Origin of the sequence: Streptomyces adustus, assembly GCF_009377175.1 — a bacterium.
Taxonomy (GTDB): Bacteria; Actinomycetota; Actinomycetes; order Streptomycetales; family Streptomycetaceae; genus Streptomyces; species Streptomyces adustus.
The window spans coordinates 21,436-46,426 of record NZ_VJZD01000049.1 but is presented as its reverse complement, the minus strand read 5'-3'; the positions used below and the strand labels follow the sequence as shown (position 1 = coordinate 46,426).

28 protein-coding genes are annotated in these 24,991 nt (G+C 69.5%); 11 read left to right on the top strand and 17 right to left on the bottom strand.

Features of this window, described 5'->3' with window-relative positions:
- On the bottom strand, positions 1-818 hold an 818-nt coding region (locus tag FNH09_RS15120), incomplete at its 3' end, for an NAD(P)H-hydrate epimerase (protein ID WP_152888052.1).
- A 74-nt stretch (positions 819-892) separates the two neighbouring features.
- On the bottom strand, positions 893-1,264 hold the full coding sequence (locus FNH09_RS15115; protein WP_152888049.1) for a holo-ACP synthase: 372 nt from the start codon (positions 1,262-1,264) through the stop codon (positions 893-895).
- A 243-nt stretch (positions 1,265-1,507) separates the two neighbouring features.
- On the opposite strand from FNH09_RS15115, the gene FNH09_RS15110 reads away from it, so the two are divergent.
- The 4 genes from FNH09_RS15110 (at position 1,508) to FNH09_RS48505 (ending at position 5,512) form a co-directional block, all read left to right on the top strand.
- Complete coding sequence (locus tag FNH09_RS15110; RefSeq protein WP_338017582.1) at positions 1,508-2,503, top strand: hypothetical protein; 996 nt, start codon at positions 1,508-1,510, stop codon at positions 2,501-2,503.
- A gap of 14 nt (positions 2,504-2,517) precedes the next feature.
- Positions 2,518-4,290, top strand: coding sequence for a M16 family metallopeptidase (locus FNH09_RS15105; RefSeq protein ID WP_152888047.1), 1,773 nt, complete (start codon positions 2,518-2,520; stop codon positions 4,288-4,290).
- A 239-nt stretch (positions 4,291-4,529) separates the two neighbouring features.
- Positions 4,530-4,688: a hypothetical protein gene (locus FNH09_RS46700; protein WP_156110819.1), complete on the top strand. Its 159-nt coding sequence runs from the start codon at positions 4,530-4,532 to the stop codon at positions 4,686-4,688.
- Positions 4,685-5,512: a DUF2637 domain-containing protein gene (locus FNH09_RS48505; protein WP_162468606.1), complete on the top strand. Its 828-nt coding sequence runs from the start codon at positions 4,685-4,687 to the stop codon at positions 5,510-5,512. Before FNH09_RS46700 ends, FNH09_RS48505 begins: the two co-directional genes overlap by 4 nt.
- 71 nt (positions 5,513-5,583) lie before the next feature.
- Here FNH09_RS48505 and FNH09_RS15095 read toward each other — a convergent pair whose 3' ends face one another.
- Both FNH09_RS15095 and glmS read right to left on the bottom strand, forming a co-directional pair.
- The gene (locus FNH09_RS15095) at positions 5,584-6,744 is read right to left on the bottom strand and encodes a hypothetical protein (protein WP_152888043.1); all 1,161 of its coding nucleotides are present in this window, start codon (positions 6,742-6,744) and stop codon (positions 5,584-5,586) included.
- A gap of 203 nt (positions 6,745-6,947) precedes the next feature.
- A complete protein-coding gene (gene glmS, locus FNH09_RS15090; protein WP_152888041.1) occupies positions 6,948-8,795 on the bottom strand; it encodes a glutamine--fructose-6-phosphate transaminase (isomerizing) in 1,848 nt (615 codons plus the stop codon).
- A 44-nt stretch (positions 8,796-8,839) separates the two neighbouring features.
- Between glmS and FNH09_RS15085 the strand changes: the two genes are divergently transcribed.
- From FNH09_RS15085 to FNH09_RS15060, 6 genes are all read left to right on the top strand, one after another.
- Positions 8,840-9,124 carry a hypothetical protein gene (locus FNH09_RS15085; RefSeq protein WP_152888039.1) on the top strand — a complete coding sequence of 95 codons (285 nt, stop codon included), beginning with the start codon at positions 8,840-8,842 and terminating at the stop codon, positions 9,122-9,124.
- A gap of 14 nt (positions 9,125-9,138) precedes the next feature.
- Positions 9,139-9,561 (top strand): hypothetical protein, encoded by a 423-nt coding sequence (locus tag FNH09_RS15080; RefSeq protein ID WP_152888037.1) that lies wholly within the window; start codon positions 9,139-9,141, stop codon positions 9,559-9,561.
- Positions 9,562-9,984: 423 nt separating this feature from the next.
- Positions 9,985-10,407 carry a hypothetical protein gene (locus tag FNH09_RS15075; protein WP_152888034.1) on the top strand — a complete coding sequence of 141 codons (423 nt, stop codon included), beginning with the start codon at positions 9,985-9,987 and terminating at the stop codon, positions 10,405-10,407.
- A gap of 130 nt (positions 10,408-10,537) precedes the next feature.
- Positions 10,538-11,272: a hypothetical protein gene (locus FNH09_RS15070; protein WP_152888032.1), complete on the top strand. Its 735-nt coding sequence runs from the start codon at positions 10,538-10,540 to the stop codon at positions 11,270-11,272.
- 226 nt (positions 11,273-11,498) lie between these two features.
- On the top strand, positions 11,499-12,467 hold the full coding sequence (gene coaA / locus FNH09_RS15065; protein WP_152888062.1) for a type I pantothenate kinase: 969 nt from the start codon (positions 11,499-11,501) through the stop codon (positions 12,465-12,467).
- 17 nt (positions 12,468-12,484) lie between these two features.
- Complete coding sequence (locus tag FNH09_RS15060) at positions 12,485-13,429, top strand: DUF389 domain-containing protein (protein WP_152888030.1); 945 nt, start codon at positions 12,485-12,487, stop codon at positions 13,427-13,429.
- Between the two features lie 13 nt (positions 13,430-13,442).
- On the opposite strand, the gene glmM is transcribed toward FNH09_RS15060, so the two are convergent.
- The 3 genes from glmM to rplM all read right to left on the bottom strand — a co-directional run bounded on the left by glmM (position 13,443) and on the right by rplM (position 16,029).
- Positions 13,443-14,801 (bottom strand): phosphoglucosamine mutase, encoded by a 1,359-nt coding sequence (gene glmM, locus FNH09_RS15055; protein ID WP_162468605.1) that lies wholly within the window; start codon positions 14,799-14,801, stop codon positions 13,443-13,445.
- A 220-nt stretch (positions 14,802-15,021) separates the two neighbouring features.
- Positions 15,022-15,543 (bottom strand): 30S ribosomal protein S9, encoded by a 522-nt coding sequence (rpsI, locus tag FNH09_RS15050; RefSeq protein WP_162468604.1) that lies wholly within the window; start codon positions 15,541-15,543, stop codon positions 15,022-15,024.
- 42 nt (positions 15,544-15,585) lie between these two features.
- A complete protein-coding gene (gene rplM / locus FNH09_RS15045) occupies positions 15,586-16,029 on the bottom strand; it encodes a 50S ribosomal protein L13 (RefSeq protein ID WP_162468603.1) in 444 nt (147 codons plus the stop codon).
- Positions 16,030-16,497: 468 nt separating this feature from the next.
- Here rplM and FNH09_RS15040 point away from each other — a divergent pair, with 468 nt between their 5' ends.
- A complete protein-coding gene (locus FNH09_RS15040) occupies positions 16,498-17,379 on the top strand; it encodes a hypothetical protein (RefSeq protein ID WP_152888022.1) in 882 nt (293 codons plus the stop codon).
- Positions 17,380-17,484: 105 nt separating this feature from the next.
- On the opposite strand, the gene truA is transcribed toward FNH09_RS15040, so the two are convergent.
- From truA to secY, 10 genes are all read right to left on the bottom strand, one after another.
- The gene (gene truA / locus FNH09_RS15035) at positions 17,485-18,342 is read right to left on the bottom strand and encodes a tRNA pseudouridine(38-40) synthase TruA (RefSeq protein ID WP_162468602.1); all 858 of its coding nucleotides are present in this window, start codon (positions 18,340-18,342) and stop codon (positions 17,485-17,487) included.
- A gap of 87 nt (positions 18,343-18,429) precedes the next feature.
- On the bottom strand, positions 18,430-18,930 hold the full coding sequence (gene rplQ, locus FNH09_RS15030; protein ID WP_152888019.1) for a 50S ribosomal protein L17: 501 nt from the start codon (positions 18,928-18,930) through the stop codon (positions 18,430-18,432).
- A 175-nt stretch (positions 18,931-19,105) separates the two neighbouring features.
- Positions 19,106-20,128, bottom strand: a complete 1,023-nt coding sequence (locus FNH09_RS15025; RefSeq protein ID WP_003966937.1) for a DNA-directed RNA polymerase subunit alpha — start codon at positions 20,126-20,128, stop codon at positions 19,106-19,108.
- Positions 20,129-20,326: 198 nt separating this feature from the next.
- Entirely contained in the window at positions 20,327-20,731 is a 405-nt protein-coding gene (gene rpsK, locus FNH09_RS15020; RefSeq protein WP_003956432.1) for a 30S ribosomal protein S11, read from the bottom strand.
- A 69-nt stretch (positions 20,732-20,800) separates the two neighbouring features.
- Positions 20,801-21,181 (bottom strand): 30S ribosomal protein S13, encoded by a 381-nt coding sequence (gene rpsM / locus FNH09_RS15015; protein ID WP_030811707.1) that lies wholly within the window; start codon positions 21,179-21,181, stop codon positions 20,801-20,803.
- 193 nt (positions 21,182-21,374) lie between these two features.
- On the bottom strand, positions 21,375-21,488 hold the full coding sequence (rpmJ, locus tag FNH09_RS15010; protein WP_003998809.1) for a 50S ribosomal protein L36: 114 nt from the start codon (positions 21,486-21,488) through the stop codon (positions 21,375-21,377).
- Between the two features lie 60 nt (positions 21,489-21,548).
- Positions 21,549-21,770 carry a translation initiation factor IF-1 gene (infA, locus tag FNH09_RS15005; RefSeq protein WP_003948620.1) on the bottom strand — a complete coding sequence of 74 codons (222 nt, stop codon included), beginning with the start codon at positions 21,768-21,770 and terminating at the stop codon, positions 21,549-21,551.
- 141 nt (positions 21,771-21,911) lie between these two features.
- The gene (gene map / locus FNH09_RS15000) at positions 21,912-22,748 is read right to left on the bottom strand and encodes a type I methionyl aminopeptidase (RefSeq protein WP_152888015.1); all 837 of its coding nucleotides are present in this window, start codon (positions 22,746-22,748) and stop codon (positions 21,912-21,914) included.
- 219 nt (positions 22,749-22,967) lie between these two features.
- The gene (locus FNH09_RS14995; protein WP_152888013.1) at positions 22,968-23,630 is read right to left on the bottom strand and encodes an adenylate kinase; all 663 of its coding nucleotides are present in this window, start codon (positions 23,628-23,630) and stop codon (positions 22,968-22,970) included.
- Positions 23,630-24,943: a preprotein translocase subunit SecY gene (secY, locus tag FNH09_RS14990; protein ID WP_162468601.1), complete on the bottom strand. Its 1,314-nt coding sequence runs from the start codon at positions 24,941-24,943 to the stop codon at positions 23,630-23,632. Before secY ends, FNH09_RS14995 begins: the two co-directional genes overlap by 1 nt.
- Between the last annotated feature and the right edge of the window lie 48 nt (positions 24,944-24,991).

The window sequence follows — 24,991 nt, the reverse complement described above, 5'->3', positions numbered from 1 at the left end:
CCCTCGTACCACCAGGCCCCGGCCCCGCCCCGCAGCGCCCCGGCGACGGCCAGCACGGCGGCCCCCGGGTAGCGCGCGGACCCGGCGGCGATGCCGACGACCCCGCGCCGGTACTTGTCGCTCTCCGCGCCGGGCAGCGGCAGCAGCGCGGCCACGTCCGCGTGCTGCAACGCCTCCAGCTCCGGCTCCACGGGCAGTTCGGGCCCGAGCCCGATGTCCACGAACCGCACGGACCCGGCGTACTCGCGCGCCGGGTCGATCAGCAGCCCCGGCTTGTGCGTCCCGAAGGTCACGGTCAGGTCGGCGCGCACGGCGGCGCCCCGCACCTCTCCGGTGTCCGCCTCCACCCCGCTGGGCAGATCGACGGCCACGACGGCCGCCCGGGACTCCTCGACGAGCGCGGCCAGCGCCGCCGCCTCCGGACGCAGACCGCCCGCGCCGCCGATGCCCACGATGCCGTCGACGACGAGTCCGGCCCGGCGGATCGGTCCCTCGGCCGCGGCCGGGGCGACCGTCGTCCCGCCCGCCCGCCGCAGGGCGGCGAGACCGCCGGCATGGGTGCGCTCCGGCGCCAGCAGCACCGCCGTGACGCCCGCGCCCCGCCGGGCCAGCCGGGCCCCGGCGTACAGGGCGTCGCCACCGTTGTCGCCGCTGCCGACCAGCAGCACGACCCGGGTGCCGTAGACCCGCCCGACCAGGTCCGCGCAGGCGGCGGCCAGTCCGGCGGCGGCCCGCTGCATCAGCGCGCCCTCCGGCAGCCGCGCCATCAGCTCCCGTTCGGCAGCCCTCACCGTCTCCACGCTGTACGCAGTACGCATGGGTCCGAGTCTTCCCTACCGCACCCGCACCCCGCAGGTTCTGACCCTCCCTCAGGCTCCCGGCGCGAACGGGGTCACCCCTCCGCCACCACCACCGCCGAGGCCACCCCGGCGTCGTGGCTGAGGGACACGTGCCAGGAGCGCACCCCGAGCTCCGCCGCACGGGCCGCGACCGTGCCCGTCACCCGCAGCCGCGGCTGTCCGCTGTCCTCGACGAACACCTCGGCGTCCGTCCAGAGCAGCCCGGCGGGCGCGCCCAGCGCCTTGGCCAGCGCCTCCTTCGCCGCGAACCGCGCCGCGAGCGAGGCGATGCCCCTGCGCGCCCCGCTGGGCAGCAGCAGCTCCCGTTCCAGGAAGAGCCGTTGCGCCAGTCCGGGCGTGCGCTCCAGCGACGCCGCGAACCGGTCGATCTCGGCCACGTCGATACCGACCCCGATGATGCTCATGCCGAGCACCCTACGACCGGTGTTCGTCCGTCGGCGCGACTGTCACAGTGGACTGCTAGCCTGCGGCAACTTGATCACTTCAGCCACACAGGTCACATGCGTCACGCGTCGCGTGTCACGCACAGGTGGCGCAGTGACACAGGTGGCACAGGTGGCATCACCCACATCACTCACACCGTGCACAGCAGCGCGCCCTGGGGGCCAGTCGGCGCGCCGCGGCCGGCGACGCCAGGGGGCGGAGGAATGAGCAGTTCCAGCAACGGCAGGGGCCGGGCATCCACAGGTGCGTACGACGGTACGTACGGGGGCGCTTCGGCCCTGATGTCCGACCCCTTCGACTACCTGCCCGATCTCGCCCCGCTGCGCCCCGCCGCGCAGGCCGGCGACTGGCCCGCCGTACGGGCCTTCTTCATGGGCCTCGACTCCGCCGAGAAGGTCTCCTACGCCTCGGGGCTGCTCTCCGACATCGCCGGCGTCGAGGGCTTCCTGGAGCGCGCGGTCGCCGAGCTGCCCGGCGACCCGCTGCCGCGCACCCTGCTGGCCAGGCGGTACATCAGCATCGGCTGGGACATCCGCAGCGGCGCCCGCGCGAAGCACGTCTCACGCGACCAGTTCGACCGGTTCCACGCCTGGCTGCGCAAGGCCGAGCAGTTGCTGATCGAGGTCTGCGCCGAGCAGCCCGCGTACGCCCCCGCCTGGACGGCCCGGCTGATCACCGCGCGCGGCCTGGAGCTGGGGCAGGCCGAGGCCCGCCGCCGTTACGACCGGTTGTCCGCCCACCACCCCCACCACCACCGGGCGCAGATCCAGCTGCTCCAGCAGGTGTGCCCCAAGTGGAGCGGCTCCTGGGAGGACGCGCACGGCTTCGCCCGGGAGTGCGCGAGCGCCGCGCCCGACGGCTCGGTGGCGGGCGCCCTGGTCGCGGAGGCCCACATCGAGCACTGGCTCGACCTCGACAGCGGCGCGGACGCGGCGTACATGCGGGGCCTGCCGGTCCGCGACGACCTGCGGTTCGCCGCCCAGGTGTCGGTGCTGCACCGCGACCACGTGCCCGGCTGGGACACCGTGGGCGCGCACAGCACGTTCGCGATGGCCTTCTCGATCGGCGGTCACTTCGCGGACGCCGCCCCGCACTTCGCCGCGCTGGGCAACCGGGTCAACGAGTCCCCGTGGTGCTATCTGCCGGACTGGCGCGGCCAGTTCACCAAGTTCCGCAAGAACGCGCTGGCGACGCTCTGAGGGGGAGACCGCACATGACCACGCAACCGCACACCGACGGCGGCCCGAGCGCCGCCCACACCGTCACCGACACCGATCTCGCCGCCCTCGACGGCCTGATCTCCCACACCACCACCCAGGGCGTCCCCACCCTCTACGCCCCACGCCCCGGCGAGATCACCGCCGGTCTCTTCTTCCGGGTGGGCCGCGCCGACGAGACCCTGGCCACCGCCGGGATCACCCATCTCGTCGAGCACCTCGCCCTGCACCGCCTGGGCCTGTCCGACCTGCACTACAACGGCGCGACGGCGAACACGTACACCCTCTTCCACGTCACCGGCAGCGAGGACGAGGTGGTCTCGTACCTCAACAGCGTGTGCGCCGCCCTGCGCGACCTGCCGCTCGCCCGGCTGGAGACGGAGAAGGAGATCCTGCGCACCGAGGCGGCGGGCCGCAGCGGCGGCCCCGGCTCCCAGCTGCCGCTGTGGCGCTACGGCGCCCAGAGCTACGGCCTGACCAGCTACAGCGAGCTGGGCACCTGGGGGCTGACGGCCGACCAGGTCCGGCACTGGGCCCAGACCCGCTTCACCCGCGACAACGCGGTGCTGTGGCTGACCAGCGACAGCGTGCCGGCCGGACTGGACCTCACGCTGCCCGCAGGCACCCGCCGGCCGGCCCCGGCGGCGACCAGCGCGCTGCCGGTGACCCCCGCGTACATCCACGGCGACGACGGCCATGTGGTCTTCACGTCCGTCCTGCGCCGCTCCACCGCGGCCTCCGTCTTCGCGGACGTGCTGGGCCGGGCCCTCTTCCAGGACCTGCGCCAGGAGGGTGGCTACTCGTACTCGGCGGAGGCCGACTACACCCCGCGCGACGCCGAGCACGCGACCCTCACCGCGTACGCCGACGCGCTGCCGAAGAAGCAGGACGCGGTGGTGGGCGGCTTCGTCGACACCCTGGCGCGGCTGCGCGCGGGCCGTATCGAGCAGTCCGAACTGGACTCGGCGCGGGGCAAGATCCTCAAGCGGTACGACTCCCCCGACCTGGGCGCCTCTTCCCTCCCGTCGTACGCGCTCAACCTCCTGCTCGGCCACCGCCTCCTCTCCCCCGAGCAGCACCGGGCCGAGCTGAACGCCGTCACGCTCGCCGATCTGCGCGAGGTGGCGCGGGAGGCCTGGTCGACCGGGCTGCTCCAGGTACCCGGCCGGGGCGCCGACTGGGCGGGCTTCGAGCCGGCCCCGCAGTACTCGCAGGCGGCCGTCGTCGGCACCCGTCACCAGTCCCTGGAGGACGACCGGATCACCCTGGTCATCGGCGACGAGGGCGTCAGCCTCGTCACGCCCCGCGGCCCGGTCACCGTCCGCCACGACGCCTGCGCGGTCATGACCACCCGCCCCGACGGCGCCCGCAGCCTCACCGGCACGGACGGCTTCTGCGTGTCCGTGGAGCCGACCCTGTACCGGGGCGTGACGCCGGAGCGGATCGCGGCGGTCGACGCGTCCGTCCCCGCGGCCGCGGTGGTCCCGCTGCCGGCCCGCGACCCGCAGCAGATACCCCGGCCCCGCGAACGGACGTCCGCCCCGCAGTCCTCGGGCGGCGGCCGCTCCACCTGGGCCTGGACCCTCGGCCTCTGGCTGGTCGGCTCGATCGCCGCGATCTGGAGTCTGCTGTCCGCCGCGGTCACCGCCGACGAGCTGGGCGCCGCGGACCCCGAGTGGGACGCGGTGGTCGGCGTATGGGTGCTGGCCCTGCCGCTGCTGCTGGTGACCTGGCAGCTCCACCGGTCACGGCAGCGCAGACGCCGCTGACCCGCCCGCCCCTCTCATGCAGAGCGCTCCCGCAAACCATTCGTCGATCAACTCACTCCATTGCCGCACATCCGGCAGAGCGGAGGGCGCGTTAGTGGAATGTGACGAAAGCAAGGTTTTTTGATCTGCCCCGCTCCTGGGAGCCGGCCGGCACACGGCCGGCTCCCCGCGCGGTGGCAGTGGGGCGGTTCACCTTCACGCCTGCCGAGGCGTACTCATCGCCCGAGGCCAGCGGCACCTTGCACAGAGACGGCGTACGGGTCGAACTGCGGCTCACCGAGCCGCTGCTCAGCGAGCTCCTGACGTCGCTCGACACGGCTCAGGAGGAACTCGCCCGGCGCTGGAGCAGCCGGGGACGTTCCGGTCACCCCGCAACCCGCATGGTGGAGCTGCCGTGACCGACGACTACCCGGATCTCTCCTTCGCCCGACAGCAGTGGTACCCCGACGCCTACCCGGCCGGGCCGGCCGACGGCTGGCACGGGAGCGCCGCCGACGCTCTCCACCCGGCTTTCCCCGAGGAGGGCTGGGACCCGGTCGAGGAACTCACCTACCTCCTCCAGGACGCCGTGGCCGCGGACCAGACGGCCGGCGTGCCGCATCCGCGCAGCGAGCACGCGCCCGACCTCGGCTACACCGGCGACTCGATGGAGAACCTGGCCAGAATCACGGCCGAGCTGCCGCCCATCCGGCACACCTCCGGCGGACACCGCAAAGTACGGGCCCGCAATTCCCGCTTCACGTGGTTCCAGACCGTCAGTTTCTCGATCGCCGCGTTCGCCGCCGTCATCGTGTCGATGGTGAGCGTGTTCGGCGGCATGGTGGCGTACGCGCCCCTGCGCCACATCGCCGCGGCGACCGGCGGCGGCGCCCTGACCTGGTGGCCCCTGCTGATCTACGGCCCCTGGATGGTGGCCTCGCTCTCCATCCTGCGGACCGCCCTGCACCGGCGCCGCGCCATGCACTCGTGGTTCGTCGTCCTGCTGTTCTCCTGCCTCGCGATGATGCTCTGTGTGGCCGAGGCCGACCGGACCTTCATCGGCGTCTCCGCGGCCGCCCTGCCGGCCGTCGCGTCCCTCGCCTGCTTCCAGCAGCTGGTCCGTCAGGTCACGCTGACCCGGCCGCCGCGCCAGCCCGCCTCCCGCCACCGGCAGCGCCCCGCCCCCGAACCGACCGGCAGAACCGGCAACGGCCCGGCCGCGTCGAGATCGCCGCGCCGCTGACCGCGGGCGGGACGGCGCGACGGCGGTCGACGACCGGCCGGCCCCGACGCCCCGTCAGGTGCGGGACGGCGTCAGGTTCGGGACACCGTCCCGCAGCCCTCGGTGCGGTCCTCGTCGAGACCCCGGCTGCGGTCGTACGGATCGGTCGCCGGCCCGGTCGGGGTCGCGCCCACCGGGGCGTCGTCCGTCCGGAATGTGGGGTGGAAGTAGCCGTCGTAGACGTCGCAGGCCGAGTTGCCCGCCACCTCGTCATAGCTCTTGACGCTGATCTTCCCGGCGGTGGTCCGGTAGCGGGCCGGGTCGAGGAGTTCGAAGTCGAGCACGCGCCGCACGATGGTCCGGGCCACCTCGGTCTTGCTCTTGTCGACGTGCGCGAGCGGGTAGACGAAGCTGTAGTCGGCGTGCACGACGACGGAACCCCGGGCGCCCGCCTTGAACGTCATCCGCCCGCGGGTCTTGACCACCTGGCCGACCACCCGCACCTCGTCGGGGTCGAACCGGCTGAACATCAGCAGCGGGTCGTGCTTCTTGTCCGGCTTGAGCAGCGAGGCGTTCAGCAGGCCGAGCAGTTCCGGCTGTTGGGGGTCGAGCACGCCGAGCGCTGCGGCGGGGCGGTGGCCGCGCAGGGTGGCCGGGGAGAGGCTCCCGTCGACCAGGAAGGTCTTGGTCTGCCCGAGCGCCTGCGCCACCTGCGCCTTGGACCAGGACCCGACCGGCTTCGCCTCCGGCACGACGATGCCGGCCTCGCCGTCGGCCCAGGCGAGCGCCGGCGACCCCGCGAACGGCCGGTCCACCGTGGGCAGGTCGGGAGCCACCGACTCCGGGGCCGCGGTCGGCGCCGCGGTCTCCGGCGGCAGCTGCGTGGGAGCGGCGGCCGCCCGGTTCGAGGCGTGGAACGGATCGCCGGGAATCAACGAGGGCCGCACCGCCACCACCGCCACGGCGATGGCTACCGGCACGCCCAGGAAGCCCCACAGCCGCCGTCGCCGGATCGCCCGTCCGTTCCTCTCCTGCCAGGCCGGCCCGGTCCGCCAGCCCTCGGGCAGCTCGCCCCGCGCCTCCTGCTGCCGGATCCGTTCGGTGACCATGCGTGCCCGGGCCGATGGCTCCTTGGGCGCCGAGGCGGGTATCCCGCGTTCGCTTTCCGCTACGAACTTCGCCCACTCTTCGTCGGATATGGAACTCGACCCGGAATCGTCGGCGCGGGGCTCCTCGGACGGTCTCTCGGCCATGGCAAGCAGCGCTCTCTCTCGTGTAGTTGTGCGGTGCAGGCAGAGCGTACGACAGCAACTTCGCTCGTCTGTGCGGTTTTCGGCCCGCATCGCACGAACTTCCCCGCCGCTTCACCGGACACGGCGCGAGGGCTCCGGACGGACGGCTCCCACCGTCCGTCCGGAGCCCTCGCAACCCGCTCGAAGCGCTCGCTAGAGCCTGCTCACTCGACGGTCACCGACTTCGCCAGATTGCGCGGCTGATCCACCTCGTTGCCGCGGGCGGTGGCCAGTTCGCAGGCGAAGACCTGGAGCGGGACCGTGGCCACGAGGGGCTGGAGCAGGGTCGGCGTGGCGGGGATGCGGATCAGGTGGTCGGCGTACGGCACCACCGCCTCGTCACCCTCCTCCGCGATGACGATCGTGCGCGCGCCCCGGGCGCGGATCTCCTGGATGTTGGACACGATCTTGTCGTGGAGGACGGAGCGGCCGCGCGGCGACGGTACGACGACCACGACCGGCAGGTCCTCGTCGATCAGGGCGATCGGCCCGTGCTTCAGCTCGCCCGCGGCGAAGCCCTCGGCGTGCATGTAGGCGAGTTCCTTGAGCTTCAGGGCCCCCTCCAGCGCCACCGGATACCCCACGTGCCGCCCGAGGAACAGCACCGTCTTCTTGTCCGCGAGGGTGCGGGCCAGTTCCCGTACCGGCTCCATCGTCTCCAGGACGCGCTCGACGTCACCGGAGATCTTCGCCAGTTCGCGTACGACGGTCCGGATCTCGTCGGCCCACTTGGTGCCGCGTACCTGGCCCAGGTAGAGGGCGACGAGGTAGCAGGCGACGAGCTGGGTCAGGAAGGCCTTCGTGGAGGCGACGGCCACCTCGGGCCCGGCGTGGGTGTACAGCACCGCGTCGGACTCGCGCGGGATCGTGGAGCCGTTGGTGTTGCAGATGGCCAGCACCCTGGAGCCCTGCTCGCGGGCGTGCCGCAGGGCCATGAGGGTGTCCATGGTCTCGCCGGACTGGGAGATGGCGATGACCAGGGACCGGGAGTCCAGGATCGGGTCCCGGTAGCGGAACTCGCTGGCCAGCTCCACCTCGCAGGGGATGCGGGTCCAGTGCTCGATGGCGTACTTCGCGATCAGCCCGGCGTGGAAGGCCGTACCGCACGCCACGACGACGACCTTGTCGATCTCCCGCAGCACGCGCGGAGGGATCCGTACCTCGTCCAGGGTCAGCGAGCCGGACGCGTCGATGCGGCCCAGGAGCGTGTCGGCGACCGCCTTGGGCTGCTCGGCGATCTCCTTGAGCATGAAGTAGTCGTAGCCCCCCTTCTCCGCGGCCGACGCGTCCCAGTCCACGTGATACGAACGCACCTCCGCCGGACGGCCGTCGAACCCGGTCACCGTCACGCCTTCCCGGCGCAGCTCCACCACCTGGTCCTGGCCCAGCTCGATCGCCGACCGTGTATGGGCGATGAACGCGGCGACGTCCGAGGCGAGAAAGGCCTCGCCCTCTCCGACCCCCACCACGAGCGGCGAGTTGCGCCGCGCGCCCACGACCACGTCCGGTACGTCCGCGTGCACGGCGACCAGCGTGAACGCGCCCTCCAGCCGCCGGCACACCAGCCGCATCGCCTCCGCCAGATCGGCGCAGCCGGCGAACTCCTCGGCGAGCAGATGGGCGACGACCTCGGTGTCGGTCTCGGAGGCGAGGTCGTGCCCGCGCTCGGCCAACTCCGCGCGCAGCAGGGCGAAGTTCTCGATGATCCCGTTGTGCACGACGGCGACGCGCCCCGCGTTGTCGAGATGGGGGTGGGCGTTGGCGTCCGTCGGGCCGCCGTGTGTGGCCCAGCGGGTGTGCCCGATGCCCGTCACACCGCTCGGCAACGGCCGCTCGGCCAGCTCCTTCTCCAGATTGACCAGCTTCCCGGCCCGCTTGGCCGCGGCAAGACCGCCACCCGCGAGCACGGCGACCCCCGCCGAGTCGTACCCCCGGTACTCCAGCCGCTTCAGCCCGGCCATCACGACATCGAGCGCCGACTGAGACCCCACGTATCCCACGATTCCGCACATGCCCGGCAGCCTAAGCGCCACCACCCACCGAAAACCCTCGAAGCGTGCCCGAAATCGGAAATTCCTACGGTGGCACGAACGCCGTGATGGACCGGGGCGACCAGCCCCGCCTTCCCCAGCTCGGCGACGACGAGCGCCTCGACGGCCGGGACGGAGAACGCGGCGAGGGCGGCACAACGGACGGCGGTGGTCCGCGGAACGCCGGTTACATGGTCGGTCCTTACCATCCGTCCTTCGCGGAGGAGGCGATGGACCTGCTCGCGCGTTACGTCAGGCAGGCAGTCAGGAGGACACTCATTGCGCTTCGCGACGACCGATCAACAGGGTGAGGAACGAGAAGTCCATGACTGAACCCAAATTCGACATGCACCCGAAAGCGTCACCCGAGATCATCGAGGAGCGCCAAGCGCTGGCCGAGTATGTGTGTCGAGAGCTGCGACGTGCCGGTTTTCCGGTGTACCGGCGTGACCTCAGCGGCGATCCCCACCGACAGCCCGGCGTGGACGTGCACATGACGCCATTCGTCGACGGCGGCGTGTACGCGAACTGGAGCACGGAAGCCGAGCTGAGGGATGCCGCACTCGATCTCTTCGCGCAAGGGATCGATTACTCGAACCCGCCTCCGATCGTGCGCCATCACAACACTGTCGTGCATCTCATGCAGGCCGCGCTTCTAGGGATTCTCACCTCGGCAGGATTTGAGGTCGAAGAACCAGACAGTCACGGACACGGGACCATGGTCCGCGTGACGGGGCGACGGACCTGAACCTCTCGCCTACCGGGTCCCGTCGAAGTCGAGCTGCTAGCGGCCTCGGCGGGGCCAGCACACTCCTGTCATAGTCAGGTGCCGCAGTGGATGCCCGTCCGGGAAAAGCTCGTGATGCTTCGGGAAGCACAAGCACTCACCGCCCAGTAGGAAGCCGAGCAGGAAGGTGGCTGTGACGACAGGACAGGGCGAAGGGGCCGACAGCAGCGGGGGACGGCGAGTTCGTCCTGGGCATCGGGCTCAGTTGGCTCACATCGAAGTCGGGCTACCCGTTGTGGCTGTCCGAAGCGGATCATGCCGGATTCGTGGCCCCGAATCCCGTGGATGCCCAACTGGGGCTGGTCCGGGAGGCCGTCCACAGAAGGCTCCCACCTTGACGGCGGGAAACCTCCAGGCTCATGCCCCAGGACAGAGAGACCTTCTATGAGCTACAGCCCGTCCATCTACCGGTTTGCCGAAGGAAGCGGCGCGCCCGTTCCCCTGGACATGGATGTCGTTCGGGCGGTTCTCGACCCTTACGACGTCGGCGACCGATCGCTCACGGCGATGGAGGACGGACGTCTTCAGTGCTGGGTCAGGGCCGCGGACGGGAGTGAGGCCGAGATCTTCGTCGACGAAGCCGGCATCCAGGTGGAGCGTCCGCATTCCGGTTCCGGTGTATTCGCCATTGTGGCCGAGCTGGCCTCACGGCTGGATGCGGTGATCTTCGAGCCGCGCGAGGACGTATTTCTTTGCGGCACCGAAGCGCATGCACATCTTCCCGCGGACATGCGGGAGGAAGTCGTACTGATCGAGATGACAGGTGAGGCCGTGGAGGCCGCCTTGATCGGACCACGGCCTCTCTGACATGTGCGAGGCCTCCGCACAGCAAGCAACCGAACCCCAGCGCGTGCCCGTCATCCACCTCGGGTGGACCCGTCCCGGCAAGGGACGGGTCCACCCGACGACTTCCTCCCGAGGCGGGACGACCATCATCGTGAGACAGCGTGAGCAGTACGGCAGGTTCTACGAGGACGACTTCGTCGAGGCCGAATTCGTCGAAGACATCTACACGACGGACATGGGGCTGACCTGGCTGGCCTCACAGTGGGAGGTGCTGGAAGAGTTCTACCGGGAGCACTTCCCGGCCCTTGCGGACGACCCCGGCCCCGTCACGGTGTGGCTCATGCTGGCGGAATCGTCGGTCGACCAGTTCGACCGTTCCAAGGCCGCCCAGCTGAGCCAGGACGTGCAGCGACTGCTGCGCTCACCCCTGCCGGACGAGACCGTCCGGACGGTCTGGCGCGCCGCCACCCACGGGGTCTTCGACCCGCGCGAGCACGGCATGAGCGCCGGCTCCTGGCTGCGGCGGACGGAAGAGGCATGGCTGGCGCGAGTGCGCCAGGACGATCCGGCGTTCGTCCCCCCACCGCCACAGCCCGTGGTGGACGAGGAACTGCGGCGGGCCGTCCTGCGGGTGATCCACCCGGTCTCGGAGCGCCTGAGTCTCGCTGCCGAGAACCCTCCGTTCGGTCTTGCCGTGACCGGCGTCGTCCCCGCTCTGAAGCAGGTGGTCACCGAATCGTGCGCGGACCTCGGCTACCGGCTGTTCCTGCGTGCGATGAAGGCGTACCACGTACCGGCCGACAAGCCGAGCCTCGTCGCCCTCGGCGAACGATTCGGCTACCCGTGCTGGGTGGTGCCCGAAGGTCTCAACGACCGGACCGACTGACGCCTGAGCGGGGCCGGGCGGACAGGCAGAGTCCGCCCGGCCCCGTGACCGACCGATTCCCGCCCGCACACTCAGTACGCGGTCATGGTCGTCCAGGCCGTCGTATCGCAGGCCGAGACGCCGGGCGACGCGGATCGGGGGGCGCAACAGCGGAGCGTGACGTACCCCACCCCCCGTCCCGTTCAAACTCCGTTAACAATGGACTGTGATCTCTCCGGTCTCCTCGATGCCCAGGAGCGCCCACCGGCACAGGCCGGAGGCGACTCCCTACGTCGATCTCACCCGTGCCGAGTGGAGCGCGCTGCGTGAGAAGACGCCGCTGCCCCTCACCGCCGAGGAGGTCGAGAAGCTGCGCGGTCTGGGCGATGTCATCGACCTCGACGAGGTGCGCGACATCTACCTCCCGCTGTCGCGGCTGCTCAACCTGTACATCGGCGCCACCGACGGGCTCCGAGGGGCGCTGAACACCTTCCTCGGCGAGCAGGGGTCGCAGTCCGGCACCCCGTTCGTCATAGGCGTCGCGGGGTCGGTCGCGGTCGGCAAGTCGACCGTCGCGCGACTGCTCCAGGCGCTGCTCTCCCGATGGCCCGAACATCCTCGCGTCGAACTCGTGACCACGGACGGTTTCCTGCTGCCCACCAAGGAGCTCCAGGCCCGCGGGCTGATGTCCCGCAAGGGGTTCCCGGAGTCGTACGACCGGCGCGCGCTGACCCGGTTCGTCGCCGACATCAAGGCCGGCAAGGACGAGGTGACGGCCCCCGTCTACTCGCACCTCATCTACGACATCGTCCCCGACAAGCGGCTGACCGTGCGCCGCCCGGACATCCTGATCGTCGAGGGCCTGAACGTCCTTCAGCCCGCCCTGCCCGGCAAGGACGGCCGCACCCGGGTGGGCCTCGCCGACTACTTCGACTTCAGCGTGTACGTCGACGCCCGCACCGAGGACATCGAGCGCTGGTACCTCGACCGGTTCACCAAGCTGCGCGCGACCGCCTTCCAGAACCCGTCCTCGTACTTCCGCAAGTACACCCAGGTGTCCGAGGAGGAGGCCCTCGACTACGCGCGCACCACCTGGCGCACCATCAACAAGCCCAACCTCGTGGAGAACGTGGCCCCCACCCGGGGCCGGGCGACCCTGATCGTGCGCAAGGGCGCGGACCACAAGGTGCAGCGGCTGAGCCTGCGCAAACTCTGACGGCTACCCTGCCCTGCATGCTGCACCTGCGACTGATCACACCGTCCGACCGGACCGACGACGTGGTCCGGCTGATCGAGAAGACGGTCGGCACCACCCATCTCGTGGTGCTGCCGGGCACCGCCCGCAACCCGGCGGGGGACGTGGTCATGTGCGACGTCGCCCGCGAGGCGGGGGACGAACTGCTCAGCGGGCTCCAGGAACTGGGCCTGGACAGGACCGGCTCCATCGCCGTCGAGAACATCGATCTGTCGCTGTCGAAACGCGCCGAGAAGGCCGAGGACGAGGCACCCGGCGAGGGCGCGGACGCGGTGCTGTGGGAGCACCTGGCCGAGGAGACGCACGAGGAGTCGACCCTGTCGGTCACCTACCTCGCGTTCATCACGATCGCCACCATGATCGCGGCCTGCGGTGTGGTGCTCGACAACGCGATCCTGATCGTGGGCGCCATGGCGGTGGGCCCGGAGTTCGGGCCGCTGGCGGGGGTGTGCACCTCGATCGTGCAGCGCGCCCCGCGGCTGGCGCTGCGCTCGCTGATCGCCCTGGTGGTGGGCTTCGCGGTGGCGATGGCACTGACGGTGGGCTTCAGCCTCTTCATGGATGCCGTCGGCCTTTTCACCAAGGAGCAGTTGGAGGGGGACCGGCCGCAGACCAGCTTCGTCTACGCCCCCGACTGGTTCTCCTTCGTCGTGGCGGTGCTCGCGGGAGCCGCCGGGACACTCTCCCTGACGTCCGCCAAGTCCGGCGCCCTGGTCGGCGTCGCGATCTCGGTGACGACGGTGCCCGCGGCCGCCAACGCGGCGCTGGCCCTGAGCTTCGGCGACACCCGGCAGACGATCGGCTCCTCCGAGCAGTTGGCGCTGAACCTGCTCGGCATCATCCTCGCGGGCACCCTGACGCTGCTGGCCCAGAAGTGGTTCTGGGCCAGACAGCGCAAGGAGTTCATCCGGGAACCGGCTTAGCGTCCCGGGCCGCTCAGCCCAGCGCGGACTTCACCACGTCGGCCAGTCGGCCGGCCACCGACCGCGCCTGGTCGATGTCCGCCGCCTCGACCATCACACGCACCAACGGCTCGGTGCCGGACGGGCGCAGCAGCACCCGGCCCGTGGTGCCGAGTTCGAGCTCCGCCTCGGCCACCGCGGCGGCCAGTTCCTCGGACGTCGCGACCCGACTGCGGTCCACGTCGGGGACGTTGACGAGCACCTGCGGCAGCCGCTCCATCACACCCGCGAGGTCGCGCAGCGACCGTCCGGTCTGCGCGACCCGGGCGGCCAGCATCAGGCCGGTCAGCGTGCCGTCGCCGGTCGTCGCGTGGTCGAGGATGATGACGTGCCCGGACTGCTCGCCGCCGAGGGCGTAGCCGTGCTCCTTCATCTCCTCCAGGACGTAGCGGTCGCCGACGCCCGTCTGGATGAGCTTCAGCCCTTCCCGCTCCAGCGCCAGCTTGAAGCCCAGGTTGGACATCACGGTCGCGACGACGGTGTCGGAGCGCAGCGCGGAGCGCTCCCGCATCGCCAGCGCGAGCACCGCGAGGATCTGGTCGCCGTCGATCTCCTCGCCGGTGTGGTCCACCGCGAGGCAGCGGTCGGCGTCGCCGTCGTGGGCGATGCCGAAGTCCGCGCCGTGGGTACGGACGGCCTCCTTCAGCGGGCCGAGGTGGGTCGAGCCGCAGCCGTCGTTGATGTTGAGGCCGTCCGGCTCGGCACCGATGGTGATGACCTCGGCGCCGGCGCGGGCGAACGCCTCGGGCGAGACCCGGGCGGCGGCACCGTGCGCCTCGTCGAGGACGATCTTCAGCCCGTCCAGCCGGTTCGGCAGGACGGCGATGAGGTGGGCGACGTAACGGTCGAACCCTTCGTCGTACGTCCGGACCCGGCCGACGCCCGCTCCGGTCGGCCGCTCCCAGGGGGCGCCGGTGCGGTGCTCGTCGTAGACGGTCTCGATCCGGTCCTCCAGCTCGTCGGCGAGCTTGTGACCGCCGCGGGCGAAGAACTTGACACCGTTGTCCGGCATGGCGTTGTGGCTGGCGGACAGCATCACGCCGAGGTCGGCGCCGAGCACGCCGGTGAGGTACGCGACCGCCGGCGTCGGCAGCACGCCGACCCGCAGCACGTCGACGCCCGCGCTCGCGAGGCCCGCGACCACGGCGGCCTCCAGGAACTCCCCGGACGCGCGCGGATCCCGTCCGACCACCGCCGTCGGCCGGTGGCCCGCGAACGTACCCGCCTCGGCCAGCACGTGTGCCGCCGCGACAGACAGACCGAGTGCCATCTCGGCCGTCAGATCAGCGTTGGCGACACCGCGCACACCGTCCGTGCCGAAGAGTCGTCCCACGTGTCCTCCTGAAGGAATCGTCAAGGGTGGAAGCCGAGCACTCGTGCGGCTCACGCGCGGCGGTTCCACGTCACAGACATACGATGCCTGAACATCCGATAGCACTAGCCGTTGAACGTCTTGTGCCGTTATACGCCCGAAGGCTGTGATACACGAACGCCCCGGCGGCACTGTGGCGTGCCGCCGGGGCGTTCGGAGTACGTGCAGAGGCAGCTGAAGATTAGCGCTTGCTGTACTGCGGGGCCTTGCGGGCCTTCTTCAGACCGGCCTTCTTGCGCTCGACCGCACGGTCGTCGCGCTTGAGGAAGCCGGCCTTCTTCAGCGGGCCGCGGTTGTTGTCCACGTCCGCCTCGTTCAGGGCGCGGGCCACGCCGAGGCGCAGGGCACCGGCCTGACCGGAGACACCGCCACCCGCGATGCGGGCGATGACGTCGTAACGGCCTTCGAGCTCGAGCACCTTGAAGGGCTCGTTGACTTCCTGCTGGTGCACCTTGTTGGGGAAGTAGTCCTCAAGGGTGCGACCGTTGATCTTCCACTTGCCGGTGCCCGGGACGATCCGGACGCGGGCGATGGCGTTCTTGCGACGGCCCAGGCCGGCGGCCGGCTGGGGGTCGCCGAAGCGGGAAGCCATCGACTCCGAGGTGTACTCGCCCTCCAGGGGGACCTCGGACTCGGTGGTGTAGCTGTCGATGTCGACGAGCTCAGTCTCTTCGACCGGCTGCTCAACAGTGGTCTCGGCCACGATTCTCCTCAGATTTCTTTTCGTCTTAGGGGGTGGCCGGAACTACTGCGCGACCTGGGTGATCTCGAACGGCACCGGCTGCTGGGCAGCGTGGGGGTGCTGGTCGCCCGAGTAGACCTTCAGCTTCGAGAGCATCTGACGGCCCAGGGTGTTCTTGGGGAGCATGCCCTTAACGGCCTTCTCGACGGCCTTCTCGGGGTTCTTGGCGAGCAGCTCGTCGTAGCGGACCGAGCGCAGACCGCCCGGGTAGCCCGAGTGGCGGTACGCCATCTTCTGGGTCCGCTTGTTGCCGGAGAGGTGCACCTTGTCGGCGTTGATGATGACGACGAAGTCACCGGTGTCGACGTGCGGGGCGTAGATCGGCTTGTGCTTGCCGCGGAGAAGGGACGCGGCGGTGGTGGCGAGACGGCCCAGGACGATGTCCTGAGCGTCAATGACGTGCCACTGGCGAGTCACATCGCCGGGCTTGGGGCTGTACGTACGCACTTCGCAGCCTTCTTCTTCAGTGGATGGGTGCTGACACATGGCATCACTGAAGCGATCGTGCAGCTGGGGACGACAATGCCGGGGACGCTGCCCGTATGCCGCCCACTGGTAACTGCTCCAGGGAACCTAGGTAGAGGCCACTCCCGTGAGAATGAGCGAGCCAATACACAACGAAGAATCAGAGTACCGGGCTCCCATGAGTCGGTCAAAACGAGCAGGCCCGAGTCCTCGCGCGCGCCGCCCGAAGAGTCCCCGACATCGATGTCGGGGCACCATCACGGGCAAGCCGGAACACATACCGCATGACCGTGCGCGGCGACGGTCATCGCCACGCCGGTCCGGCCCCCCAATTTTGAGTGGATCACTCGGACATGTCGCCTATAGGACCTCTTACGACCCCAACATCGTTGACCACAGGGCCTGTTGAGGCGGAACGGGATACCCCGGGTCCCGTCTAAGATGCGCCCCATGAACTATGGGCAGGGGGGACCCCGGTCCCAGTGGGATCCGTGGAAACCGAACTCCGAGCAGCCGTGGTCCGGCGCCTCCGACGGCCGGTCCCCCGACTGGGCTGCGCTCGCCGAGGCCTCCGAGACGCGCCACCGGCGGCGCCGGGTCCTCTTCATCGTCGGCGGCGCGCTGGCCACCGTCGGTATCGGCACCGCCGTCGCCATGGGCGTGATGTCGGCGAACGACAACTCGGGGGCGAACAACACCGCCTCCCAGCTGCCCTCGAACGCGGACATACCCAACGGCGGCAGCACGTCTGCGCCGTCCTTCGACCCGACGACCGCCCCGCCTCCGCTGGACCCGAAGGAATTCGTCGCCAGCGCCAAGAAGGACACGGCGCCGCTCGGCCCGGACATCCTCTTCCCGGGCACGCAGCTGACCGTCGGCACGACCGTGTACAAGAAGGCGGCCACGGACGACACGAAGAGCTGCGCCACGGCCGCCCAGGGCACGCTCCCGAAGGTGCTCACCGGCAATGGCTGCACCCGGCTGATGCGCGTCACCTACACCAAGGACGACATCGCGGTGACGGTCGGCGTGGCCGTCTTCACCACCGAGGCGCAGGCCACCAAGGCCAAGGGCGAGGCGGACAGCAAGAGCATCGTCAAGGCGCTGCCCGGCAAGGGCGTGAAGGCCTTCTGCAACGGTGCCGTCTGCCGCTCCACCACGAACGCCTTCGGCCGCTACGCCTACTTCACGATCACCGGCTTCAGCGCCGGCAAGGACGTCACCACGAAGGACACCACGGTCTTCCGTGCGGGCGACGACCTCGCCGAGTTCGCGTTCAAGCAGATCCACCGGCGCGGCGAGGCCCAGGCGTCGGCCGCCTCCGCGGGCTGACCCCCGGCACCACAGCCGTCCCGAGCGGACTGGCCTCCGACCGGCGACCGGACGAACCCCCCTCCGTCCGGTCCCGCGGGGGCCGGCCGCCGACGGCGGCCGGGCTCAGCAGCAGCCCACTCCGGGCAGCGAGCGCTTGTTCCGCGCCTCCTTGTTACGGGCCGCCAGCAGCTCGTCGGCGGGATAGCCGACCTCCTCCAGCGTCAGCCCGTGCGGCCGTACGACATGCACGGCCGAGTCCCGTACGCCCGCGGCCAGCACCTTGCCCGGCCAGTCCGGGGTGCGGTGCCCGTCCCCCACGAACAGCAGCGCCCCGATCAGCGAGCGCACCATGTTGTGGCAGAAGGCGTCGGCGCGGACGGTGGCGGTGATGATCCCCTCCGTGTCCCGCACCAGGCTCAGCTCCTGGAGCGTGCGGATGGTGGTGGCCCCCTCCCGCTTCTTGCAGTAGGCGGCGAAGTCGTGCTCCCCCACCAGCGCCCGGGCGGCCTCGTTCATGGCGTCGACGTCGAGCGGCCAGTCGTGCCACAGGACATGTCCGCGCAGCAGCGGGTCCACCCCGCCCGGGTTGTCGGTGACGCGATAGGCGTACCGGCGCCAGACCGCCGAGAAACGGGCGTTGAAGCCGGCCGGCGCCTCGGTCAGGGTCCACACCCGTACGTCCTTGGACAGCCGCCCGGCCAGCCGCTTGAGCAGCTTCTCGCGGTGCTCTGCCCACAGCTCCTCGGGCAGGTCCACATGGGCCACCTGCCCGCGCGCGTGCACGCCCGCGTCGGTCCGCCCGGCCACCGTCAGCTCGTACGTCGTGTCCTTCGACCGGGTCACGGTCCGCAGCGCGTCCTCGATCTCGCCCTGCACGGTCCGCTTCCCGCCGGCCTGCTTGGCCCAGCCGTGGAAGGCGCTGCCGTCGTAGGACAGGTCCAGGCGGATACGGACGTGTCCGGGCTGTGCTTCGTCACTCACCACTAGATCCTCTCAGGGCCGGTGCCCGGGAAAAAACGCGAGAGCGGGCCCGCCCCGAAGGGCGGACCCGCTCACAAGGCAAGAGCCTCAGGCGTCCTTGGACTCCTCGGCCGCAGCCGCGTCCTCGACGACCTCGTCGGCCTTGGTCTCCTCGACCTTGGCAGCCTCGGTCTCCTTGACGGCACGCTTGGTGGCCGCCTCGGCCTCACCGGTGGCCTGCTGGGCCACGGTCAGGGCCTCCACCAGCTCGATGACAGCCATGGGCGCGTTGTCGCCACGACGGTTACCGATCTTGGTGATACGGGTGTAGCCACCCGGGCGGTTCTCGTAGCGCGGGCCGATCTCGGTGAAGAGCGTGTGGACGACGCTCTTGTCCGTGATCACCTGGAGCACCTGACGGCGGTTGTGAAGGTCGCCCTTCTTCGCCTTGGTGACCAGACGCTCGGCGTACGGCCGCAGACGGCGGGCCTTCGCCTCGGTGGTCGTGATGCGGCCGTGCTCGAACAGCGACTTCGCGAGGTTCGCGAGGAGCAGCTTCTCGTGCGCGGCGCTGCCGCCCAGACGGGCACCCTTGGTGGGCTTCGGCATGGTTCTTCTCCTGTGAGTCTGCCCCGGCCGTATCAGGTACCGAGGTCAGTATCCGAGCAGACGGTTGTCTGTCGGAGATCCAGGCTTCCCGAAGGGAGCCTGGAAGGGGCGCGGGGAACTGCGCGATCAAGCACAGCGCACCCGCGCCCGAGTAGGGACCGTTGAGCCCGAGCTCTTAGTACTGCTCGGTCTCCACGAAGCCCGCGTCCGCGTCGTCGTCGGCACCAAAGGCGTCGGCGGCAGCGGTGGGGTCGAATCCGGGCGGGCTGTCCTTGAGGGCCAGGCCCATGCCGGCCAGCTTCGCCTTGACCTCGTCGATGGACTTCGCACCGAAGTTGCGGATGTCCAGGAGGTCGGCCTCGGAGCGGGCGACGAGCTCACCCACGGAGTGGATGCCCTCACGCTTGAGGCAGTTGTACGAGCGGACCGTGAGCTCCAGCTCCTCGATCGGCAGCGCGAGATCGGCGGCCAGGGCGGCGTCCGTGGGGGACGGGCCCATGTCGATGCCCTCGGCGTCGATGTTCAGCTCGCGGGCGAGACCGAACAGCTCGACCAGGGTCTTACCGGCCGACGCCATGGCGTCGCGGGGACGCATGGCCTGCTTGGTCTCGACGTCGACGATCAGCTTGTCGAAGTCGGTGCGCTGCTCGACACGGGTCGCCTCGACCTTGTACGTGACCTTCAGCACCGGCGAGTAGATCGAGTCGACCGGGATGCGCCCGATCTCCTGACCGACCTGCTTGTTCTGAACGGCGGAGACGTAGCCGCGACCGCGCTCGACGGTCAGCTCCATCTCCAGCTTGCCCTTGCCGTTGAGCGTGGCGAGGACGAGGTCGGGGTTGTGCACCTCGACACCGGCCGGGGGCGCGATGTCGGCGGCGGTGACCAGACCCGGACCCTGCTTGCGCAGGTACATCACGACCGGCTCGTCGTGCTCCGAGGAGACGACCAGCTGCTTGATGTTGAGGATCAGGTCGGTGACGTCCTCCTTGACGCCCGGCACGGTGGTGAACTCGTGCAGGACACCGTCGATGCGGATGCTGGTGACAGCAGCGCCGGGGATCGACGACAGGAGGGTGCGGCGCAGGGAGTTGCCGAGGGTGTAGCCGAAGCCCGGCTCCAGCGGCTCGATCACGAACCGGGAGCGGAACTCGTCGACGACCTCTTCGGTCAACGAGGGACGCTGAGCGATCAGCATGTTGCGTTCCTTCAGTCAGGGGCACCCACTATTTGATGCCCTGAGTCACCGGGCGGTGGCCCGATGGTGGTATGTGCAAGGGTACGGGCGATACAGCCCCGAAGAGCCGTACCGCCCGAAATCCTCAACCCGAACCGGCCGTGTGCCGGAAGCGGCGGTGATCAGCCCCGCTGCTGCGGAGCGGGCCGCCGCACCCGATCAAACGCGGCGGCGCTTCGGCGGACGGCAGCCGTTGTGCGGGGTGGGGGTGACGTCCTGGATCGAGCCGACCTCGAGGCCGGTGGCCTGGAGGGAGCGGATCGCGGTCTCACGGCCGGAGCCGGGACCCTTGACGAAGACGTCGACCTTGCGCATGCCGTGCTCCTGCGCGCGACGCGCGGCCGACTCGGCGGCCATCTGCGCGGCGAACGGGGTCGACTTGCGCGAGCCCTTGAAGCCGACGTGGCCGGCGGAGGCCCAGGAGATCACGTTGCCGGACGGGTCCGTGATCGAGACGATCGTGTTGTTGAACGTGCTCTTGATGTGAGCGTGCCCGTGAGCGACGTTCTTCTTTTCCTTGCGGCGCACCTTCTTGGCAGCGCCCTGACGACCCTTGGGGGGCATCTGTAACTCCTACGGGGAGGTGGTCGGTCCTACAGCGAAGACCGCTGATGAAGCGTTGTCCGCTGTGGACTACTTCTTGCCCGGCTTCTTCTTGCCGGCGATGGCGCGACGCGGGCCCTTGCGGGTGCGGGCGTTGGTGCTGGTGCGCTGACCGCGGACGGGCAGACCGCGGCGGTGCCGCAGACCCTGGTAGCAGCCGATCTCGACCTTGCGGCGGATGTCGGCCTGGATCTCGCGACGGAGGTCACCCTCGGTCTTGATGTTGTTGTCGACGTACTCGCGGATCGCGACGAGCTGCTCCTCGGAGAGGTCGCGAACGCGGGTGTTCGGGTCGACGCCGGTCGCAGCCAGCGTCTCCTGCGAGAGGGTCCGGCCGATGCCGAACACGTAGGTGAGGGCGACCTCCACACGCTTTTCGCGCGGGATGTCGACACCGGAAACGCGTGCCATTCAATGGCTCCAGTTGAATCTTCGGAGGTCTTCCGCAGAACCGGGCCCCAGCCGCCGTACGAGGTACGAACTGGGTCCCCGGCCTCCGAGCCGGGGGTGTCAGACCTGGGAGGCCCAGGACTGGGTGCTGCGTATGAACATGTTCAGCTTGCGTCGCGCGAATCTCTGCGGGTGCAGAGGGTGCGGTCCTGCGTCAGCCCTGGCGCTGCTTGTGGCGCGGGTTCTCGCAGATGACCATGACCCGACCGTGACGGCGGATCACCCTGCACTTGTCGCAGATCTTCTTGACGCTCGGCTTGACCTTCATGGGGTGAGGTTCTCCGGGTCAGTTGCCGACAGCCCCGCGCAAACGGGGTGTAGGCAAGATCTACTTGTAGCGGTAGACGATCCGGCCACGCGTGAGGTCGTACGGAGACAACTCCACCACGACCCGGTCGTCAGGGAGGATGCGGATGTAGTGCATACGCATCTTGCCGCTGATGTGTGCCAGGACCTGGTGGCCGTTCTGGAGCTCGACCTTGAACATGGCGTTCGGAAGAGACTCGACGACAGTGCCCTCGATCTCGATGGCACCTTGCTTCTTGGCCACGCTTCGCCCTTCGAATCGACTACCTTGATCGACTCTGTACGAGCGCATGCAGGCATGCGGGTGCACGAGAGCCGACGAGTCAGTCTACGTCAGCGCACCCGGAAACACGAATCGAGGAAGTCTGCCCCATACGGGTGATCGTCATGCAAGGGGGTCCGGAGCAGCCGTGACCCCGTGCTCCGCGAGCTTGGCCCGGCCGCCGTCCACAGCCGTCAGGACCAGCGGGCCCTCCTCCGTCAGCGCGACGGAGTGCTCCCAGTGAGAGGACCAGGTGCCGTCCGTGGTGATGACGGTCCAGTCGTCCTCCAGGACCTCCGTCTTCGGGGTGCCCAGGGAGACCATCGGCTCGATGGCCAGGCAGAAACCGGGCACCAGCTTGGAGCCCTTGCCGCGACGGCGGTCGACGTAGTTCAGCAGGTGCGGGTCCATGTGCATCTCGGTGCCGATGCCGTGGCCGCCGTAGTCCTCGATGATCCCGTACCGGCCGCCGCCGGGCTTCGGCTGGCGACGGATGTAGGTCTCGATGGCACGGGAGATGTCGACGAGCCGGTTGCCGAGCTTCATGGCGGCGATGCCCGCCCACATCGACTCCTCGGTCACCCGGGAGAGCTCGATCAGTTCCGGGGCGTGACCGGAGCCCACGAAGGCGGTGAAGGCGGCGTCGCCGTGCCAGCCGTCGACGACCGCGCCGCAGTCGATCGAGATGATGTCGCCGTCCTTGAGGACGACGTCCTCGGACGGGATGCCGTGGACGACGACGTCGTTCACGGAGGTGCAGATGGTCGCGGGGAACCCGCCGTAGCCGAGGAAGTTCGACTTGGCGCCGTGCTCCGCGAGCACCTTGCGCGCGACCTCGTCCAGGTCCTTCGTCGTCGCCCCCGGCACGGCCGCCTCCCGCGTGGCCGCGTGGATGGCGGCGACGACCAGCCCTGCCGCTCGCATCCTGGCGATCTGCTCGGGCGTCTTGATCTGCACCATGGGGGCTACGGCCTTTCTGGACTTCCGGACCCGGGGGACCGCGGATAGCCGCTCAGGGCTGCGGACCTCGGACTGCGGCTGGGGACTGCGGGCGGCGGGGAGGGGCTGCGGACCGTCGGCCGCGCTGGATTCCACGATACGTGGGGGCGGTCACACCCCCCACACAGCAGCCGCGGTCCCCTTCCTCAGGGAACCGCGGCTGCGGCGACGTACACACGACTACTTGTCGTCGTCCTCGCGCTTGAGCGCTTCGAGCGCCCGCTTGGTGATCTCTTCGACCGGGCCCAGCGACGAGATCGTGACGACCAGTCCCTGCGCCTTGTAGTAGTCGATGATCGGCTCGGTCTGCGTGTGGTAGACCTCGAGCCGCTTGCGGACGGTGTCCTCGGAGTCGTCGTCACGCTGGTACAGCTCGCCACCGCAGACGTCGCAGACGCCTTCCTTGGCGGCGGGCTTGTACTCCACGTGGAAGACGTGCGCGGAGTCGTTGCGGCAGATGCGCCGGCCGGCGATCCGCTTGACGACCTCGGCCTCGGGGACTTCGAGGTCGAGTACCGCGTCCAGCTTGATGCTCTCGGTGTTGAGAACCTCGTCCAGCGCCTCGGCCTGCGAGACGTTGCGCGGGAAACCGTCCAGCAGGAAGCCGTTCTCGGCGTCGGGCTGCTCCATGCGGTCCTTGGCCATGGCGATGGTCACCTCGTCGGGGACGAGGTTGCCGGCGTCCATGTAGGACTTCGCGAGTTTCCCGAGCTCCGTCTGCTGGCTGATGTTGGCGCGGAACAGGTCGCCCGTGGAGATGTGGGGCACGCCCAGTTTCGCGGCGAGCAGCGTTGCCTGCGTTCCCTTACCGGCGCCCGGCGGCCCGACGAGGACGATTCGCATCAGCGGAGGAACCCTTCGTAATTGCGCTGCTGGAGCTGGCTCTCGATCTGCTTCACCGTCTCCAGACCGACACCCACGATGATGAGGATGCTGGTACCGCCGAACGGGAAGTTCTGGCTTGCCCCGAAGCCAACCAACGCCATCGTCGGGACGAGAGCAATCAGGCCCAAGTACAGCGAACCCGGCCAGGTGATCCGGTTGAGTACGTAGCTCAGGTACTCAGCGGTCGGTCGGCCAGCCCGGATGCCCGGGATGAAGCCACCATACTTCTTCATGTTGTCGGCGACTTCCTCGGGGTTGAAGGAGATCGCCACATAGAAGAACGCGAAGAAAACGATCAGCAAGAAGTACATGCTGATGTAAATCGGGTGGTCACCCTTGGTGAGGTTCTGCTCGATCCAGGTCTTCCAGCTGGAATTGCCCCCGGCGAACTGCGCCACGAGTGCCGGAATGTAGAGCAGCGAGGAGGCGAAGATGACCGGGATCACACCCGCCTGGTTGACCTTCAGCGGGATGTAGGTCGACGTACCGCCGTAGGAACGGCGGCCGATCATGCGCTTCGCGTACTGGACGGGAATACGGCGCTGAGCCTGCTCGACGAAGACCACCAGCCCGACCATGACCAGGCCGACGAGGATGACGGTGCCGAACTCGATCCAGCCGCCGGCCAGGGTGCCCTGCTTCTTGATGGCCCACAGCGCGGACGGGAAGGTCGCGGCGATCGAGATGAACATCAGGATCGACATGCCGTTGCCGATACCGCGGTCGGTGATCAGCTCGCCCAGCCACATGACGACGGCCGTACCGGCGGTCATGCAGATGACCATCGTGACGGTGGTGAAGATCGCACGGTCCGGGACGATGCTCGACGCGACCGTGCAGCCGGAGAACAGGGCGCCGCTGCGCGCGGTGGCCACCAGGCCGGTGCCCTGAAGAATCGCGAGTGCCACGGTCAGGTAGCGGGTGTACTGCGTGATCTTCGCCGTGCCGGACTGGCCCTCCTTCTTGAGGGCCTCCAGACGCGGGATCACCACGGTCAGCAGCTGGAGAATGATGCTCGCCGTGATGTACGGCATGATGCCGAGGGCGAAGATCGTGATCTGGAGCAGCGCGCCGCCGCTGAACATATTGACCAGACCGAAGAGGCCCTGGTTGCCGGATGCCTCGTCCACGCACTGCTGAACGGACTTGTAGTCGACGCCCGGGATCGGGATGTGGGTACCGACCCGGTAGACCACGATGATCGCGAGCGTGAAGAGCAGCTTCTTGCGCAGGTCGGGCGTCCTGAACGCCCGGGCGAACGCGGTGAGCACGGTGCCTCCTGCGACCCCCGCGCAACTGCGTCAAGGGTGACGGTCTTG